General features: G+C 69.8%; 14 protein-coding genes and 1 pseudogene. 10 read left to right on the top strand and 5 right to left on the bottom strand.

All coding sequences use genetic code 11. The annotated features are described in order from the left end of the window. Window positions 1-69 precede the first annotated feature (69 nt). The gene (locus AB5J50_RS00985) at window positions 70-2,070 is read left to right on the top strand and encodes a pyruvate dehydrogenase complex E1 component subunit beta (protein WP_369253971.1); all 2,001 of its coding nucleotides are present in this window, start codon (window positions 70-72) and stop codon (window positions 2,068-2,070) included. Window positions 2,071-2,200: 130 nt separating this feature from the next. Here the strand turns inward: AB5J50_RS00985 and AB5J50_RS00980 are convergent, their stop codons facing one another. Then, the gene (locus AB5J50_RS00980) at window positions 2,201-3,247 is read right to left on the bottom strand and encodes a cyclase family protein (RefSeq protein WP_369253969.1); all 1,047 of its coding nucleotides are present in this window, start codon (window positions 3,245-3,247) and stop codon (window positions 2,201-2,203) included. Between the two features lie 163 nt (window positions 3,248-3,410). Between AB5J50_RS00980 and AB5J50_RS00975 the strand changes: the two genes are divergently transcribed. Beyond that, on the top strand, window positions 3,411-3,809 hold the full coding sequence (locus AB5J50_RS00975) for a nuclear transport factor 2 family protein (protein ID WP_369253967.1): 399 nt from the start codon (window positions 3,411-3,413) through the stop codon (window positions 3,807-3,809). A 24-nt stretch (window positions 3,810-3,833) separates the two neighbouring features. After that, complete coding sequence (locus AB5J50_RS00970) at window positions 3,834-4,229, top strand: nuclear transport factor 2 family protein (RefSeq protein WP_369253965.1); 396 nt, start codon at window positions 3,834-3,836, stop codon at window positions 4,227-4,229. 63 nt (window positions 4,230-4,292) lie between these two features. Here the strand turns inward: AB5J50_RS00970 and AB5J50_RS00965 are convergent, their stop codons facing one another. After that, on the bottom strand, window positions 4,293-5,927 hold the full coding sequence (locus AB5J50_RS00965) for a flavin-containing monooxygenase (protein ID WP_369253963.1): 1,635 nt from the start codon (window positions 5,925-5,927) through the stop codon (window positions 4,293-4,295). A 179-nt stretch (window positions 5,928-6,106) separates the two neighbouring features. Between AB5J50_RS00965 and AB5J50_RS00960 the strand changes: the two genes are divergently transcribed. The 6 genes from AB5J50_RS00960 (at window position 6,107) to AB5J50_RS00935 (ending at window position 11,136) form a co-directional block, all read left to right on the top strand. After that, window positions 6,107-6,499: a carboxymuconolactone decarboxylase family protein gene (locus AB5J50_RS00960; protein WP_369253961.1), complete on the top strand. Its 393-nt coding sequence runs from the start codon at window positions 6,107-6,109 to the stop codon at window positions 6,497-6,499. 62 nt (window positions 6,500-6,561) lie between these two features. After that, window positions 6,562-7,302, top strand: coding sequence for an SDR family NAD(P)-dependent oxidoreductase (locus AB5J50_RS00955; protein ID WP_369253959.1), 741 nt, complete (start codon window positions 6,562-6,564; stop codon window positions 7,300-7,302). Window positions 7,303-7,439: 137 nt separating this feature from the next. Continuing rightward, window positions 7,440-8,624 (top strand): NAD(P)/FAD-dependent oxidoreductase, encoded by a 1,185-nt coding sequence (locus AB5J50_RS00950; RefSeq protein WP_369253957.1) that lies wholly within the window; start codon window positions 7,440-7,442, stop codon window positions 8,622-8,624. Window positions 8,625-8,641: 17 nt separating this feature from the next. Then, window positions 8,642-8,836, top strand: coding sequence for a ferredoxin (locus AB5J50_RS00945; protein ID WP_369253955.1), 195 nt, complete (start codon window positions 8,642-8,644; stop codon window positions 8,834-8,836). Between the two features lie 52 nt (window positions 8,837-8,888). Next, a complete protein-coding gene (locus tag AB5J50_RS00940; RefSeq protein WP_369253953.1) occupies window positions 8,889-10,121 on the top strand; it encodes a cytochrome P450 in 1,233 nt (410 codons plus the stop codon). 82 nt (window positions 10,122-10,203) lie between these two features. After that, the gene (locus AB5J50_RS00935; protein ID WP_369253951.1) at window positions 10,204-11,136 is read left to right on the top strand and encodes an SDR family NAD(P)-dependent oxidoreductase; all 933 of its coding nucleotides are present in this window, start codon (window positions 10,204-10,206) and stop codon (window positions 11,134-11,136) included. A gap of 204 nt (window positions 11,137-11,340) precedes the next feature. Here the strand turns inward: AB5J50_RS00935 and AB5J50_RS00930 are convergent, their stop codons facing one another. Both AB5J50_RS00930 and AB5J50_RS00925 read right to left on the bottom strand, forming a co-directional pair. Then, complete coding sequence (locus tag AB5J50_RS00930) at window positions 11,341-12,798, bottom strand: MFS transporter (RefSeq protein WP_369253949.1); 1,458 nt, start codon at window positions 12,796-12,798, stop codon at window positions 11,341-11,343. A 292-nt stretch (window positions 12,799-13,090) separates the two neighbouring features. Further along, window positions 13,091-14,544 (bottom strand): annotated as a pseudogene (locus AB5J50_RS00925) (NF041680 family putative transposase). A 139-nt stretch (window positions 14,545-14,683) separates the two neighbouring features. Between AB5J50_RS00925 and AB5J50_RS00920 the strand changes: the two are divergent. Continuing rightward, window positions 14,684-15,121: a glutaredoxin domain-containing protein gene (locus tag AB5J50_RS00920; RefSeq protein ID WP_369253947.1), complete on the top strand. Its 438-nt coding sequence runs from the start codon at window positions 14,684-14,686 to the stop codon at window positions 15,119-15,121. A gap of 209 nt (window positions 15,122-15,330) precedes the next feature. On the opposite strand, the gene AB5J50_RS00915 is transcribed toward AB5J50_RS00920, so the two are convergent. After that, window positions 15,331-16,551 (bottom strand): acetyl-CoA C-acyltransferase, encoded by a 1,221-nt coding sequence (locus tag AB5J50_RS00915; protein ID WP_369253945.1) that lies wholly within the window; start codon window positions 16,549-16,551, stop codon window positions 15,331-15,333. Between the last annotated feature and the right edge of the window lie 6 nt (window positions 16,552-16,557).

Below are 16,557 nucleotides of genomic sequence, written 5' to 3'. Positions count from 1 at the left end.
ACGGTACATTAAAAGTAGGAGTCAGGCGGTGCGCTCGCGTGCCGCCACGCGAGCAAGGCGAGGACGCGCATGACGACCGAGGCACCACAGCAGACCACAAACGGAACCACGCACGCGGATCAGCTCCTGGAGATGTACCGGCGGATGCGCCGTATCCGGCGTTTCGAAGAGCGGGCCTCCGACCTGTACAAGGCGACGGAAATCCCCGGCTTCCTCCATCTGTCGATCGGTCAGGAGGCCAGTGCCGTGGGCGCCTGCTGGCCCCTCGGCCCCCGGGACGGCATCACCTCCACCCACCGCGGCCACGGCCACGTGCTGGCCAAGGGCCTGGACTCGGCGTCCATGATGGCCGAGCTGATGGGCAAGGAGGCCGGAACGTGCCACGGCCGCGGCGGCTCGATGCACATCGCCGACCCCGGTCTCGGGATCTACGGCGCCAACGGCATCGTCGGCGCCGGACTGCCCATCGCCGCAGGAGTGGCGACCGCGGCCAGACTGCGCGAGGCCGGTGACGTGGTGGTGGCGTTCTTCGGAGACGGCGCGGTCGCCCAGGGCATGTTCCACGAGGCCGTGAACCTGGCCGCCGTATGGGACCTGCCGGTCGTCTTCCTGTGCGAGAACAACCATTACTCGGAGTTCTCGCCCGCCGCCGAGCAGCACCGGGCCACCTTGTCGGCCCGCGCGGCGGGTTACGGGATCGGGTACGCACACGTCGACGGCAACGACGTGCTCGCGGTGGCGGGGATGATGACCGACGTGGTGGCGCGGCTGCGCGCCGGTGGCGGACCGGTCCTCGTCGAGGCGGAGACCTACCGCTGGCACGGCCACTACGAGGGCGACCCCGAGCGCTACCGCAGTACCGAGGAGGTCGCCGCGGCCAAGGAGCGCGACCCGCTGCTGGTGGCGCGCCGGTACCTGGCGGCCGCCGGAGTGCCGGCCGCGGAGGCCGACGCGGTCGACGAGGAGATCGACAAGGAGATCGAGTCGGCCGTGCAGTGGGCCAGGAGCCTGCCCGAGCCCGCCCCCGAGACCCTGTATGACTTCGTCTCGGCGCCCCGCCCCGCCCTGCCGGAGCCGGCCGCCCCGGCCGCCGGCGGCGAGATCTTCCGCTCCATGGACGCCGTCAGGCTCGCGCTGGAGCACGAACTCGCCGCCGATCCCACCGTGTTCGTCGCCGGTATCGATGTCGGCGCGGGCGGCAACGTCTTCGGGCTCACCCGGGGTCTGGCCCAGGCGTTCCCGGGTCGGGTCCGTGACACGCCGATCAGCGAGAGCGCGATCCTCGGTACGGCCGTGGGGGCGGCGATGGCCGGCATGAAACCGGTCGTCGAGATCATGTACATGGACTTCATCGGCGTCGCCCTGGACATGCTGCTCAACCAGGCCGCCAAACTGCGCTTCATGACCGGCGGCCGGGCCTCGATGCCGCTGGTGGTGCGCACCCAGTTCGGCGCCGGGCGCTCCTCGGGCAGCCAGCACTCGCAGAGCCTGGAGGCGATGCTCGCGCACATCCCCGGGCTGACCGTGGTGATGCCGTCCAACCCGGCCGACACCTATGGCCTGTTGAGGGCGGCCATCCAGGACCCCAACCCGGTCGTCTTCATCGAGAACCGGCTGCAGTACGGACTCAAGGGCCCGAAGCCGCCGGTCGACCACATGATCCCGCTGGGCAAGGCCAAGGTCGTCCGCGAGGGCACCGACATCACGCTCGTCTCCTGGTCACGGATGGTCCAGGACGCCCTGGCCGCCGCGGAGCTGCTCGCCACGGAGGGCGTCAGCGTGGAGGTCGTCGACCTGCGCACGATCGCCCCCCTGGACCGGGAGACGGTGCTCGCCTCCCTCGCCAAGACCAACCGCCTGGTCATCGCGCACGAGGCGGTGCGGGACTTCGGCGTCGGCGCCGAACTGGCCGCCCTCGCCGTCGACGAGGGCTTCTGGCACCTGGACGCGCCGGTCACCCGGGTCGCGGCGCCGGCGATGCCCGCCCCGTACGCGCCGTCGCTGGAACGGCTGTGGCTGCCGTCGCGCGACACCATCGCCGACACGCTGCGGCGGATCGCGGCGGTGTGAACGTACGCACGGCAAAGGGGATGGCCCCGGGATCGAGTCACGGGGCCATCCCCCTTCTGCCATCCGCCGCCGACCCGGCCATATCGGCAGGACCAGCCGTGGCCCGCGGCGGATGCCGGTCGCCGCCGCGTCAGACGGTCGCGACCGGAGTGAGCGGACTGCCCTGGGTGCCGGGCAGGTTCAGCGGGGGAGCGGTGAGCAGGAAGCGGCTGCGCCGGTGCTCGCGCAGCCAGGTGGCCAGGTCGTTGAGGTACCACAGCTCACCCATCGGCACACCCAGCTTGAACAGGCACAGGTGATGGAGCGGGAGCAGCGTGTGCGGGCCCTGGGCCTGGGTGACGCCCACGCCCTCGATCGCGTAGTTGTCCGAGGCGATCGCGGAGATCTGCGACTCGGCGACCCAGTCGAGCAGCTTCGGGTCGTCCGCGTCGAGGTAGGCCGCTGTCTGGTGGATGGCGACCGGGTCGGGGTTCTTCTCCCAGGCGAGGACCTGGGTGGCGAAGCCCGTGTGCAGCAGGAGGATGTCTCCCGGCTCGACCACGACGTCGTCCGCCGCCATGATCTCCTGGAGCTGCTGGAAGTTGACCGGCTGGTAGCCGGTGCCCAGGTGATGGGCGATGTCGATCAGTACGCCGCGGCCCTGCACCCCGTGCTGCGCCATGTGCTCCAGGCCGAGGTGCCGGGCAAAGCTCAGGCTTCCGCTGCCGTCGCCCTTGGCGTCCTCGGCGGGGCCGACGAGGTCGGTGTCCGCCCGGTAGCCGTTGTAGTAGACCGGCTCGGCGACCCCGTCGCCGTCGGCGTCGAACTCGGCGCCCTGGTGGGCGAGGGCGTCCCACTGGGTGGAGTACTGCAGCCACAGGGTGACCACGTCGTCCGACCATACGTCGATCAGGTCGGGTGAGAAGTGCTCGCTGGCCTTGATGTTGTAGAAGACGTCCTGCTTGTGCTGGAGGTCCTCGGTGGGGCGCAGGATCGGCGGGTAGCGGCGCTGGTTCAGCGACGTGCCGCCCGGATAGTCCAGCGGCAGGCTCAGGCTGAAGCTGATGCCGTGCTCGACCTCCCGCACGCCCTGCAGGACCTTCTCGGGGGTGAGCAGGTTGATGCGCCCCAGCTCGTCGTCCTCACCGAAATCCCCCCACGTCGAACCAGGCGGCCGCTGCTTCCAACGCTTCGTCACGATAAACGCCTCCTTAGGCGACAGTCCCCGTCGACAGTCGTCCGCATGCTATTTCGAATGTACCGGGTGGTCAACAAGCCTGTACGTTTCGGTACGGGTCTTCTTATTGCTTGAGAGTGAGTAATAGACTGGGCGGTCGAAACGTCTACCTCTTGGAGAAGTGATGAGCGAATCCACACAGGCGTGGGTCGCGGCGGGCGTGCGTGCCGTGATCGGGGCGCACACCCAGGCTCAGGACGCCGGCCGCACCGACGACATTGTCGCGCTGTACACCCCCGACGCGGTCCTGGAGCTTCCGGGCATGGAACCCCTCCAGGGACACGACGCGCTGCGCGCCGCCTTCAAGGGGTGGGAGCCCACGCAGCCCCAACTGCACCTGGTGGGCAACACGGTCGTCGCCTCCTTCGGGCCCGACGAGGCGACGGCGGCGAGCGACGTCGCCTTCTTCCACCGCGGCGACTCGGGCTGGACGGTGCAGGTCGTGGGGCACTACGACGACACATTCCGCCGGGTCGACGGCACCTGGCTGCTCCAGCGGCGCGTGACGACCTTCCAGGCCTGATCCAACCCCCTCAGGAGAGAAACGATGACCGTAACCGCCGAAGAAGCACTGGCCGGCGTACAGAACGCCATCGCCGCCTACACCCACGCCCTCGACGCGGGCCGTACCGAGGAGATCCCCGAGCTGTTCACCGAGAACGGCGTCGCCGAGATCGTCGGGCAGGGCACCTTCGAGGGCCGGGAGGCGATCGGCAAGGCGTTCGCGGCCTTCGTCCCGCAGGCCCCGCAGTTGCACCTGGTCGGCAACACCCTCCTCACCTCGCCGCCCGGCGACGAGGTGACGGCCAGCAGCAGCCTGGTCTTCTTCGCACGCGGCGAGGAGGGCTGGGCCGTACAGCTCGTCGGGAGCTACGAGGACACGCTGGTCCGCGTGGACGGCGCATGGAAGTTCCGCAAGCGGGTCACGTCCTTCCTGCCGTAGCGCTCGGCCCGAACACCGACGCCCGTGCCGCCCACGTCCAGGGCGGCACGGGCGTCCGCGCGTTCAGGCGTCGGGGGCCTCGGCCTTGGAGAAGACGAACGTCGCGTACTCGTTCTGCTTGACGGCGCCGATCGCCTCCTGGAGCGCCCACCGGCCCGTCGGGTTCAGCAGCTGCTTGACCGGCTTGCCTGGGATGTTGCCGCCGTAGAAGTAGCTGCTCTCGAGGAAGGAGGACATCTTGCTGTTGTTCATGCTGTCCGTCCACTCCGTCTCGGCGGCCTCGGACACCTCGATGGTGTCGTAACCGTTGGCGCGCGCGTGGACGATCGCGTCGGTGACGATCTCCACCTGGTCGCCGGCGTACCGAGGGTTGTTGCCCGTCGCGCCGTGCGGACCGCCGGGGAAGAAGAAGTTCGGGAAGCCGGCCGTCGCCACCCCGAGGTAGGTGCGCGGGCCGTCCGACCAGTACTCCTTCAGCGGGAGGCCCTGACGCCCCTGCACGCCGAGCCTGTTGAGGGCGCCGGTGCCGAAGTCGTAGCCGGTCGCCCAGATGATGATGTCGAACTCCTCGGCACCCGCGGAGGTTTCGATCCCGTCCTCGGTGATGCGGGTGATCGGCGTCTCGTTGATGTCGACGAGCGAGACGTTCGGCTTGTTGAACGTCTCGTAGTAGCCGGTCCCGAAGGGGGGCCGCCGCCCGCCGTAGCCATGGGCCTTGGGGATCAGCTTGTCCGCCGTCGCCGGGTCCTTGACGATGCTGCGGATCTTCTCGGCCATGAACGCGCACCACTCGGCGTTCACGGTCTCGTTCGACAGCATGTCCATGTAGTGCTCGGTCAGCTTGGTGAAGCCGGGGCCGTTCCACCGCTCCTCGTAGAAGGCCTGGCGTTCCTCCGGGCTGTCCTCGAGGCCCGAACGCATGACGATCTGGTGGAGGAACCCGCTCGGCGAGGTGTTCAGCGTCTCGCGGATGGACTCGAAGTTCGCCTTGAGCTCCGCCTGCTCCTCGGGCGTGATCGGCCCGTTGTTGAGCGGCGTGAGCCAGTCGGCGTCCTTCTGGAAGACGGTCAGCTGGGCCACGTCGTCCGCGATCGCGGAAATGATCTGCACACCGCTGGAGCCGGTGCCGATCTGGGCCACCCGCTTGCCGGTGAAGTCGACGGGGGTCTTCGGCCAGCGGGAGGTGTGGTGCTGCTCGCCGCGGAAGTCCTCGCGGCCCGGGATGCCCGGGATGAACGGTACCGAGAGGTTGCCGGTCGCCGCGACGACGAACCGTGCCCGGACCTCGGTGCCGGCTGTGGTGCGCACGGTCCAGGTTCCGGTCGTCTCGTCCCAGGCCGCCGAGGCCACCCTCGCGCCGAACGAGATGTGGCGCCGCAGGTCGAACCGGTCGACCACGTGGTTGAAGTAGCGCTCGATCTCCGGCTGGCCGGCGAAGCGCTCCGACCACTCCCACTCCTCCCACAGCTCCTTGGAGAACAGGTAGCCGTAGGTGTAGCTCTCGGAGTCGAAGCGCGCCTCCGGGTAGCGGTTCCAGTACCAGGTGCCGCCCACACCGCTGCCCGCTTCGAGCAGCTTCACCGAGAACCCGGCCTCCTGGGCCCGGTAGAGCTGGTAGATGCCGGTGACGCCGGCTCCGATGACCAGTACGTCAACGAGGCCCTGGTCCGCCGGGTCCGTCTTCGTGGTTTCGCTCATGTGCTCTCCCGCGTGAGCCTGGATTGATGTTTCGACCGGTCAGTCGAATAATGAGGCTGAGAGTAGAGGAGGGGCCGGATTCCTTCAATGGATGTGAATCTCGCCCGGGAGATTGATTGTACCGACCGTTTGGTCTAACTTTCGCTCAGGGACGCGAAGCCGCGCAACGGGAGTCAGTCATGAGCGACAAGACCGTCGAAGAAACAACCGATCTGCGGGCCTCGGGCTGGAAGGCCATGCGGGCCGCCCTGCCGGGCGTGTTCCCCGAGGAGGAAGTCGACCTGCGGGACGGTCGCCTCGGGGAGGAACTCGTCGACATCGGCCTCACCAGTGTCTGGGGGGCGCTGTGGGGGCGTGCGGGCCTCGCCCCGCGCGATCGCAGCCTGGTCACGCTCGGCATCCTCATCGCCCTCGGGGCGGAGACCGAGCTGAAGACCCACGTCCGCATCGCGCTGACGAACGGGCTGACCGAGGACGAGATCGCCGAGGTCATCTACCACGCCAGCGGCTACACCGGGTTCCCCCGGGCGGTCGCCGCGCGCACCGCCGCACGCGAGGCGCTGGAGGGCTGACGCGGCCACCGGCCGGGGCGTCAGCCACCGCCACCCCACATCGAAAGAGCCGAGGAGTACACATGTCACTGCAGGGAAAGGTCGCGGTCGTCACCGGCGGCGCGCGGGGAATCGGACGCGGGATCGCGACCGTGCTCGCCGCCAAGGGGGCCGCCGTGGCGGTCTGGGACCTGAACACCGAGGGCGCCGAGAAGACCGTCGCCGAGATCCAGGCGGCGGGCGGCAGGGCCCTCGCGGTGGGCGGTGACGCCGCCGATGCCGCCGCCGTGGCCCGGTCCGCCGCGCGCACACGCGAGGAGTTCGGGCCGGTCACGATCCTGGTCAACAACGCCGGGACGACCGCCTACGAACCCTTCACCAACATCAGTGAGGCGTCCTGGGACCGCATGATCGGGATCAACCTCAAGGGCCCCTTCCTGGTCACCCGGGAACTGGTCCCCGACATGCTCGAGGCGGGCTGGGGCCGGATCGTCAACATCTCCTCGTCGTCGGCCCAGACCGGCGCACCGGCCATGGCCCACTACGCGGCCTCCAAGGGCGGTGTCATCGGCCTGACCCGGGCGCTGGCGATCGAGTACGCCGACAAGGGCATCACCGTGAACCACGTCCCGCCCGGCTTCATCGACACGCCACTGGTGCGCCAGGGTCCCGTCGACGTGGAGGCGGTCGCGGCCCACATGCCGATGAAGCGCGCCGGGCAGCCCGAAGACGTCGCCTATGCAGTGGCGTACCTCGCCTCCGAGGAGGCGAGCTATGTGACCGGTCAGACGCTCAGCACCAACGGCGGGCGCTACCTGGCGTGAGGTGGGTGCGGGAGCCTTCCTGACTCTTTCCTGACGGCAGTCAGGCGCTTTCCCGACATCGATTGATGTCTTAGACCAGTCGGTCTATTTTTTATTCCCTACGAGTACGGCGCCCCCACAGCTGTAACGGAGCACGCATGACGATCGATCACGTCCTGGTGGTGGGCGCATCCGCGTCCGGTCTGACCACCGCGGAAGCGCTGCGGCGCAAGGGCTACGCAGGCCGGATCCGGATCCTCGGGGACGAGCCGCACGCCCCTTACGACCGCCCGCCGCTGTCCAAGCAGGTGCTCTGCGGAGCCTGGGAGCCGGACCGTGCCGCCCTGCGCACGCAGGACGTGCTCGACGGCCTGGACGCCGAGTTCGTCCTCGGCGACCCGGCCGTCTCCCTGGACACCGCGACCCGCACGGTACGCACCGGATCCGGGCGCGAGCTGCAGGCCGACGCGATCGTGATCGCCACGGGCGTACGGCCACGCGCCCTGCCCGGCCAGGAGGGCCTGTCCGGCGTGCACGTCCTGCGCACCCTCGACGACTCCCTGGCCCTGCGCAAGGAACTGCTCGGCGCCTCCGGCGTCGTGGTCGTCGGAGAGGGCGTCCTCGGTTCCGAGATCGCGGCCACCGCCCGCACCCTCGGCCTGGACGTCACCCTCACCGGTCCGCTCGAGGCGCCGATGGCCCTCCAGGTGGGCCCGCTGGTGTCGGGAGTGCTCGGCGAACTGCACAGCGAACGTGGCGTACGGCTGAGGCTGGGCGCCGGCGTCGGGGGGTTCACCTCCGAGGCGGGCCGGGTCACGGGCGTACGGCTGCTCACGGGCGAGGAGCTGCCGGCCGACGTCGTGGTCGTCGCCATCGGCGCCGTCCCGGCCACCGAGTGGCTGGCGGACAGCGGCCTCGAACTCGACAACGGAGTGGTCTGCGACTCCCGTTGCCGTGCCGGGGAGGGCATCTACGCCGTGGGCGACGTGGCCCGCTGGCACCACGAGCACCTGGGCCGGCTCCTCCGCCTGGAGAACCGGACCAATGCAACCGAGCAGGCCATGGCGGTCGCCGCCGACATCCTCGGCGGCGACCAGCCGTACACGCCGGTTCCGTACTTCTGGACCGACCAGTACGACGCCAAGATCCAGGTGCACGGCTTCCTGCCCGTGGACGCCGAAGTGGACGTCGTCGAGGGCGACCTGACGGCCCGTCGCTTCGTCGCCCGGTACCACAGCGAGGGCCGGGTCACCGGCGTTCTCGGCTGGAACATGCCCAAGCAGGCCCGCCTTCTGCGCCAGTCGGTCGTCGACGGGCTGCAGGCTCCCACCCCCACCCACTGAACGATCGGAGAACTCCCATGAAGGTTGTTGTCGACGAGGACAAGTGCGTCGCCGCCGGACAGTGCGTGTCGGCCGCCATGGACGTGTTCGACCAGCGCGAGGAGGACGGCATCGTCATCGTCCTCGACGAGAACCCGCCGGCGGAGCTGGCCGACGACGTCCGCAACGCCGCCGCCGTGTGCCCGGCGCTGGCCATCCGCATCGAGGAATAGCACCGCCCCAGCTTGCCCCGTTCCCCCCACACCCCCATCACTGGAGGAAACCATGGCCGAGACGCAGCTCGCCCCCGACGAGCAGGTCTACTACTACCAGGACGACCGGGACCCCAAGTGCCCCTTCGCCCCGGCGCCGGGGCTGCGCGCCCTGAACGAGAAGGCCCCGATGACCCGGGGCCGGATCTGGGACGGCAGCACCCCGTGGCTCGTCACCGGCCACGCCGCGCAGCGCGCCATCCTGTCCGATCCCCGGGTGAGTTCGGACGACAAACAGCCCGGCTTCCCGCTTCCGAACCAGGCCATGGCGGAGAACGTCCAGCACCACCCGCTCACGATCTTCAACGCGGACGGCGCCGATCACACGCGCATCCGCCGCATGATGACCCGGCCCTTCACCCGTCCTCGGATGGAGGCGCTGCGGCCGAAGATCCAGCAGTTCACCGACGAGCTGATCGACAAGATGCTCGCCGGCCCGAACCCGACGGACTTGGTGACCGCGCTCGCCCTGCCGCTGCCCTCGCTGATGATCTGCGCGCTGCTCGGTGTGCCGTACGAGGACCACGACTTCTTCCAGGAGCACGCCTCCTTCGCCACCCGGAGCGACAAGTCGGCGGAGGACGACCGGCGGGCGAGCGAGGCCCTCGGCGGCTACCTGGCCCAGCTGATCCAGGTCAAGATGCAGACGCCCGGAGACGATGTGCTCTCCGACTTCGCCGCCCGGGTCAAGGACGGCGACCTCACCCTCCCCGAGGCCACCCTGCTGGCCATGATCCTGCTGATCGCCGGTCACGAGACCAGCGCGACCATGATCACGGTGGGCACTGCGCTGCTGCTGGAGAACCCCGACCAGCTGGCGGCGCTGCGCGAGATCGACGACACGAAGGCCGTCGCGCCCGCGGTCGAGGAGCTCCTGCGCTATCTGACCGTCGCCCAGTTCGGGCAGCGGCGGATCGCCAAGGAGGACTTCGAGTTCGAGGGCGTGCAGATCAAGGCGGGGGACGGCATCGTCGTCCCGCTGCCCGCCGGCAACTGGGACCCCACGGCGTTCCCCGAGCCCGAGAAGCTCGACCTCACCCGCAAGGCGACCCACCACCACGCCTTCGGCTGGGGCATCCACCAGTGCCTGGGCCAGCAGCTCGCCCGTATCGAGCTCCAGGTCGTCTACGGCACCCTCTACCGGCGCGTCCCGACTCTCCGCCTCGCCGTCGACCGCGACGAACTCGCGTTCCGTCCGGCCGACGCGCTGGCCTTCGGCATCGCCGAGCTGCCGGTCACCTGGTAGCCGGCCGCCCTTCCATCGATCCGCGGGTCCCTCCCGTACGGGTGGGACCCGCGGCCGTATCCGCAGGACAAAGGAGTCAGGCATGAGCGAGTTCAGCTTCGAAGGACGCGTCGCCGTCGTCACCGGCGCGGGCCGGGGGATCGGCCGGGCCCATGCCCGCCTCCTGGCGGCGCAAGGGGCGAAGGTCGTCGTCAACGACCTGGGCGGATCCATGGAGGGCGACGGCTCGGACGCCGGACCCGCCCAGAAGGTCGTCGACGAGATCACCGCGGCCGGTGGCGAGGCCGTCGCGGACACCCACGACGTCTCCACGCCGGCCGGCGGCGAGGCGATCATCAACACCGCGATCGAGCACTTCGGGCGCGTCGACATCCTCGTCAACAACGCCGGGATCATCCGGTGGGCAGGTCTGCCGGAGGTCGACGCGCAGAACCTGGAGCGCCATCTCGCCGTACACCTCGTCGGTTCGTTCAACACGCTGCGGGCCGCCTGGCCGCACTTCGTGGAGCAGAACTACGGCCGGGTCGTCCTGACGACTTCGAGCGGCGTCTTCGGACTGCCCAACAACCTGTCCTACGCGGCCGCCAAGGGCGGCACGATCGGACTCGCCCGCAGCGCGAAGCTGGCGGGCGAGCCGCACAACATCAAGGTCAACCTGATCGCGCCGGCGGCCATGACCCGGATGGGCGGCGGCTCCGAGGAGGAGCCCACGGAGGCGGTCCCCGGTCAGCCGTACATGCCGTCGGACGCGGTGGCGCCGATGGTGGCGTACCTCGCCCACGAGAGCTGCCCGGTCAGCGGCGAGATCTACACGGCCGGCGCCGGCCGCTTCGCCCGTCTCTTCATCGGCTCGACCGAGGGGTACGTGCACCAGAGCGGTTCTGCGACCGTGGAGGACGTGGCGGGGAACTGGGACGCCATCAACGACGAGAAGGGCTACTACGTGCCGTCGGACCTGATGGCCTGGTCTGGCGCGTTCCTGCAGCACCAGTTCGCGCCGAGCGCGGACTCGTAGGCGGGCGGGCGGCGACACGGCGAGGGGGCGTGCCGCCGCGCCGGTCGCGGTGTGGAGGGTGTGGCCGAGGGGCCGGGCGCGGACTGCCCGGCCCCTCGCGCTGTGCCACGCAAACCAGGGGCGGGGGAGCGGGCTTCCGGGGGAGTGCGTGCCAGGGCCCGCCGCGCCGGTATGAGCCGACGGGCGGGCCACAAAGCCGTGCGGTCAGGCCGCCTGACCGACCTCCGCCTCGTCAAGGCGCTTGCTCCTGGGGATGAGGAGGACGAGCAGCGCGCCCACGGTGCAGCAACCGACCACCAGCCACAGGCCGTTGGTGAAGCCGGCGTCGAGGTAGAACTGGGTGCCCTTCAGGATCGCGCCGTGCTGGGCCATCACGACGAAGGCCAGCTGAGAGACGGCGATCTGCGCGACGCCCTGGCCGAGGGTCTGGGCGCCGTTGGCCAGCGCCTGCTCCTCGGGGGTGACCACCTCGATGATCATGATGGGTACGACGGCCATGACCATGCCCGTGCCGAGCCCAGCGATGAGGCCCATGCCCACGATCTGGGGTGCGCTGTGGTGCAGTTGGGTGCCGATGCCGTAGCCGAGCACGGTGAGCGCGGAGCCGGTGCCCAGGAGGATGCGGGCATCCGTCCGGCGGGCGAGGAAGCCGGTGCCGACGGCCGCCACGAGAATCATCGCGCTGATGGGGCTGGTGACGATGGCGTTGTGGGTGCCGGACCAGCCCAGGCCCTCGGAGACGTGGGGGATGGCGGGCATCAGGATCAGCAGCTGGATCACGACGCCGACGGCGCTGAGCGAACCGGCCGCGATGGAGGTGGCCAGCAGAACGGTCCACACCGGGCGGCGCCGTGTCATGGCCGGCGGAAACAGCGGCTCGGCGACCCGGCGCTCGACGAGGACGAAGGCGATCAGCGCGACCAGCGCCCCGGCGACATAACTGGCGAACTTGCCACTACCCCAGCCCCAGTGCGAGCCCTGGCCGACGGCGTACACGAGCGCCGTGATGCCGCCGCCGAGGAGGATTCCGCCGAGCCAGTCCATCCGGCCGCCCCCCGTGCGGACCGGGCTTTCGGGCACGAAGGCCGCCACCAGGACGAAGCTCGCGGCGGTGCTGATGGCCATGAACCACAGCACGCCGCGGAAGCCGTAGTCGTCCAGGAGCCAGCCGGACAGGAACGGCCCGCCGAAGGCGACGAGTCCGACGCCGCCCGCGAGGATGCCGCTGGCGATCCCGACCCAGCGGCGGGGGAACACGTCGCGGGTGATCGCGTAGGCGAGCGGCGCGGTGGCGGCGTAGATGCCCGCGATGCCCCGCCCGATCAGCAGCGTGCGGTAGTCGGTGGCGACGGCGGCGACCAGGTCGCCGATGAAGCCCAGCCCGGTGGCGACGAGCAGCACCTTCTTCTTGCCGAAGAGGGCCGCGGCCTTGACCGCGAACGGCAGGAAGAAGGTGCCCGTCAGCAGGGTCATCAGGGTGAACCACGCGATTTCCGTGGTCCGGAAGTGGATCGCGACGTCGGCCTGGACGATGCCGGACAGGGCGGCCATGAGGGCGACGAGTTGGACGGTCCACACGAGTGCGATGACGACGAGTACGTTGCGTGTGGTGGAGGGGGATCTCTCTTGGGTGGGGGGAGCGGTGGTTCGGGTCTGTGACATGGGGTGCCTTCCCGTGGAGCGGCTGCCGGAAAGATAGACCTAACGGTCGGTACAATGCGCGAGGTGCGCAGGAAAGCAGATGTGTGGCCTGTCGCCCGGATCACGTCCCGCTCAGTGGAACCCCTGCGCCAAGGACGTGTTTGCTTGACTTAAGGCGAACCACGTGGCTAGCCCATGAAGACGGCTCATGGGCGAGGGTGACGGCCCATGGCAATGAACAACCGACCGTGCGCCAAAGCGGGCCACAGCGCCTGTGGGATGTCATGGATGAGATCCGTGCTTAGCTTGTCTTTTAACCTCTGAGGCCGTCGCGCTCGATGATGCTCTCGGGGCGTCTGGTCGTTTTCCCGACGCCATAGCGGATCGCGGGTCGGCGATTTTTGGAGCCAAGTGGCCTTCCTGGCCCAGGTGTTGAGGGTTTCGGTGCACGGGCCGGACAGGCAAGGTGCGGGCGGAGGTTCCGAAACCCCCGGCGGACACGGGCCGGGGTGAGCCGTGCGGGCTCGGCCGGCCTCTCCCAGGGGCGGCGGAGATCCGCCACGGCTTCGCGGGTGAGCCGGAGCTGGGTGTGGGCGGCGATGATCAGCCACGTCCAGCGGTCTCCGGCCTCGGGGGTGCGGAGCTTGGGCCGGGTCCAGCCGAGGGTCTGCTTCATCAGCCGGAAGGTGTGCTCGATGTCGAACCTGCGCAGGAACGCCTGCCAGCGGACGTCGACGTCCCCGCCACTCAGTCCGGTGGCCGACGACCACAGCCAGAGGGGCAGCGGGTCTCCGCCGCCGGGGAGGCGGTCGACCTGGAGGCGAATCAGCGTGCCTTCGATGATGGGGGGTTCGCCGGTGTGGTCGATCCACGCGGAGCGGGTGGTCAGGCGGGAGTGGATGCGGTCCCAGGCCATCGCGCGGGCGGTGCCGTACCGATCGGTGACCTGCACCGTCGCCGCGTCCGGATCGCCCCAGGTCTCCGGCTTGGCGAAGCGGAACTCCTTGCCGTGCTTCGGCGGGCGCCGCCCTGGGGATAGGACATGGCGTACTCCTTGAGCGAGGGCGTCGGCCGTCGCATGACGCGGTCGGAGCGCATCCGTCCCAGCACCTCGACCGGGAGGCCGTCGATGAGGTGGGCCATGCGCGGGGCGTCGTAGCCGGCGTCGAAGACGATCAGGATGTCGCGGTCGCCGAGGTGCCAGCGGCCCATCTCGATCAAATCGACGACCACCCGGCGGACCTGGGCGGCGGTGACCTCGGCGACGTCGTCGTCCGGACCGAGACGCACGGCGTCCAGGAGCTGGCACCAGGACGTCCGGCCCAATTCCAGGGCGGCGACGAACGAGTACGGCCAGCCGGGTATGAACTGGTCCGAGGACCGTCCGCTGCGGCCGTAGACGTGGCAGAACAGGCGGTCCGCGCTGGTCGGGGCGTCGGGGCGGAGCCAGTTGCTGATGTCGACGGCGAGGACCAGGCGGCCGTCGGCGGCGTGCGGCATGGGCAGGCCCACCAGTACCTGCCGCAGCCGGGGCACGTCCACGTTTCCGCTGTTCAGTGCGTCGTACATCGCGCCGTGCCCGCGCCGGTGCTCGGCCACCAGCGTCAGGTCCACCGGAGCTCTGACCGGTCCGTCCGCACACAGCAACGCGTCGGTGAGGTCGAACAGTTCGTCCCTGCGCGCGGTCAGGCAGTCGAATAAGTCCTCCCGGAAGCGTGACGCTTTCGCGAACGCTTCCCCCGGAGCATGATCAGGCAGCAGACTCACCTTCACGGCCTTCGTCGTGGTCACGTGTGTCCTTGGTCGGAACACATGATCAGACGAAGGCCGCCTCAGCGTCCGGCGAACATCCAGGTGAGCGGCCTAGTTCGAGGAGCATTTCGACTCATCGGTAGCCTGCATCACCATGATGCGCGCTTGGACCTTGCCGATGCTGCTTGTACTCAGCGGCTCAGCTGTCGCGGCTGGGCAGATCTTCAAGGGGAGCCCCGGCACAGCCGCAGCACTCCTGCTGGCGTTCCTGGCGCTCGCCGGCGTGAACTCACCCCTGATCTTCCCGAGGTCGATCGGTGCGCAGGAGGCACAACGCCGCAGCGCGGTCGACGGCCGACCGGTCGTCTTCTGGCGGCCGGGCTGCAAGTACTGCATACGACTGCGCATCCGGCTGGGCCGCAGCGCCCGCCAGTTGCACTGGGTCAACATCTGGCGCGACCCGGCAGGAGCCGCAGCGGTGAGAGCAGCCAACGACGGCAACGAGACCGTGCCCACCGTCGTCGTGGCGGGCCAGCCACACACCAACCCCGATCCCGAATGGGTGCGCGAACAGCTCTCCCCTTCAGCGTGATGTCCCGTCGCAAGTGATCTGGTCCGAGTGTGCGGCGTTGATCAGCGGCAACCAGCTCAGCTGAGACGTCCGGTTGCCGGAGATCTCAGCTGAGCTGGTCCCGTGAGCACGGATGCGGTTCGCTGTCTCGACCCATGGGGCCCGGTGCCGGTGTTTTCGTTGGGTGATGCGGATTGCGGGTGCGGTGTCGCTGGTGTGGGGTGGTGGGCCTACGAGGTGCGTTCCAGGAGGAGGGCCATGCCCTGGCCGCCTGCGGCGACGAGGCTGATCAGGGCTGTGCTGAGGTCGTCGTGGCGCAGGGTGGCAAGGGCGGTTGTGGTCAGTCGGGCTCCGGCCGCGCCGTAGGGCTCGCCGAGGGCGATCGAGCCGCCGTGCGGGTTCATGCGCTCGGGCTCCAGCCCGAGTTCGGTGCAGTAGGCCAGGATCTGGGCGGCGAAGGGTTCGTTGCCGGCGACGGTGTGGACGTCCGCCAGGGACAGGCCTGCTCTGGTCAGGACGGTTCGGGTCGCGGCGACGGGGACCGGGCCCTCGGTCTCGGGAGTGCCCGCGCTGACGGCGGTGGCCAGGATGCGGGCGAGCGGGGTGTGGCCGTGGGCGTGGGCGTAGGTTTCGGACATGACGACGACCGCGGCGGCTCCGTCGGACAGCGGGGCGCTGTTGCCTGCGGTGACCCTGCCGTCGGGGCGGAACCGTGGCTGCAGGGCGGCGAGGCTCTGCTGGGTGACGCCCGTGCGCGGGCAGTCGTCGGTGGTGGCGGTGGTGCCGTCCGGGGTCTTGATCGGGACGATGTCGCCGAAGTGGAAGCCCTGGTCGAGGGCTTGTTGGGTGAGGTGGTGGGAGCGGGCGGCGTAGGTGTCCATGTCGGTGCGGGTGATGCCGTACAGGTCGGCGGTGTTCTCGGCGGCCAGTCCCACCGGGATGTAGGGGTCGGGGTGCCCGCCCTGGTCGCGTGGGTCGCTCCAGGGGCCCGCGTCGGCTCGTGAGCGCCGGATCGTGCGTTGCCCGGCGGTGTGGAAGGCGGGGTTCTCGGTGCCGGGCCAAGTGTCCGAACTGCCGTGGGCGAGACGGGACTGTGACTCGACTCCGGCTGCGATGACGACGTCGGCGTCCCCGCAGCGCACGGCTTGCGCGGCGATGCGGATCGCCTGCAGTGAGGAGGTGCAGAAGCGGTTGACGGTCACCCCGGGTACGTGGTCCCAGCCGAGCAGGACGGCGGCGATCCGGGCGATGTTGAAGCCCTGTTCACCGCCGGGCAGGGCGCAGCCCACGACCAGGTCCGCCACCTGTCCCGGTTCCAGGCCGGGGGTGCGGGCCAGGGCTTCGGCGAGGGTGCGGGCGAGCAGGTCGTCGGGACGGACGGCGGCCAGAACGCCCTTGTGGGCGCGTCCGATGGGGGTGCGGACGGCTGTGGTGATCACGGCGTGCTGCATGACGGT

Origin of the sequence: Streptomyces sp. R35 (genome assembly GCF_041053035.1) — a bacterium.
GTDB lineage: Bacteria > Actinomycetota > Actinomycetes > Streptomycetales > Streptomycetaceae > Streptomyces > Streptomyces lutosisoli.
Note: the sequence above shows the minus strand (reverse complement) of the source record. Positions and strands in the feature narration are given on the sequence as shown.

Bases quoted from the DNA above. Each gene is read 5' to 3' on its own strand.
- AB5J50_RS00985 (WP_369253971.1), top strand. From the start codon at position 70: ATGACGACCGAGGCACCACAGCAGACCACAAACGGAACCACGCACGCG.
- AB5J50_RS00975 (WP_369253967.1), top strand. From the start codon at position 3,411: ATGAGCGAATCCACACAGGCGTGGGTCGCGGCGGGCGTGCGTGCCGTG.
- AB5J50_RS00970 (WP_369253965.1), top strand. From the start codon at position 3,834: ATGACCGTAACCGCCGAAGAAGCACTGGCCGGCGTACAGAACGCCATC.
- AB5J50_RS00965 (WP_369253963.1), bottom strand. From the start codon at position 5,927: ATGAGCGAAACCACGAAGACGGACCCGGCGGACCAGGGCCTCGTTGAC.
- AB5J50_RS00960 (WP_369253961.1), top strand. From the start codon at position 6,107: ATGAGCGACAAGACCGTCGAAGAAACAACCGATCTGCGGGCCTCGGGC.
- AB5J50_RS00955 (WP_369253959.1), top strand. From the start codon at position 6,562: ATGTCACTGCAGGGAAAGGTCGCGGTCGTCACCGGCGGCGCGCGGGGA.
- AB5J50_RS00950 (WP_369253957.1), top strand. From the start codon at position 7,440: ATGACGATCGATCACGTCCTGGTGGTGGGCGCATCCGCGTCCGGTCTG.
- AB5J50_RS00945 (WP_369253955.1), top strand. From the start codon at position 8,642: ATGAAGGTTGTTGTCGACGAGGACAAGTGCGTCGCCGCCGGACAGTGC.
- AB5J50_RS00940 (WP_369253953.1), top strand. From the start codon at position 8,889: ATGGCCGAGACGCAGCTCGCCCCCGACGAGCAGGTCTACTACTACCAG.
- AB5J50_RS00935 (WP_369253951.1), top strand. From the start codon at position 10,204: ATGAGCGAGTTCAGCTTCGAAGGACGCGTCGCCGTCGTCACCGGCGCG.
- AB5J50_RS00930 (WP_369253949.1), bottom strand. From the start codon at position 12,798: ATGTCACAGACCCGAACCACCGCTCCCCCCACCCAAGAGAGATCCCCC.
- AB5J50_RS00920 (WP_369253947.1), top strand. From the start codon at position 14,684: ATGATGCGCGCTTGGACCTTGCCGATGCTGCTTGTACTCAGCGGCTCA.
- AB5J50_RS00915 (WP_369253945.1), bottom strand. From the start codon at position 16,551: ATGCAGCACGCCGTGATCACCACAGCCGTCCGCACCCCCATCGGACGC.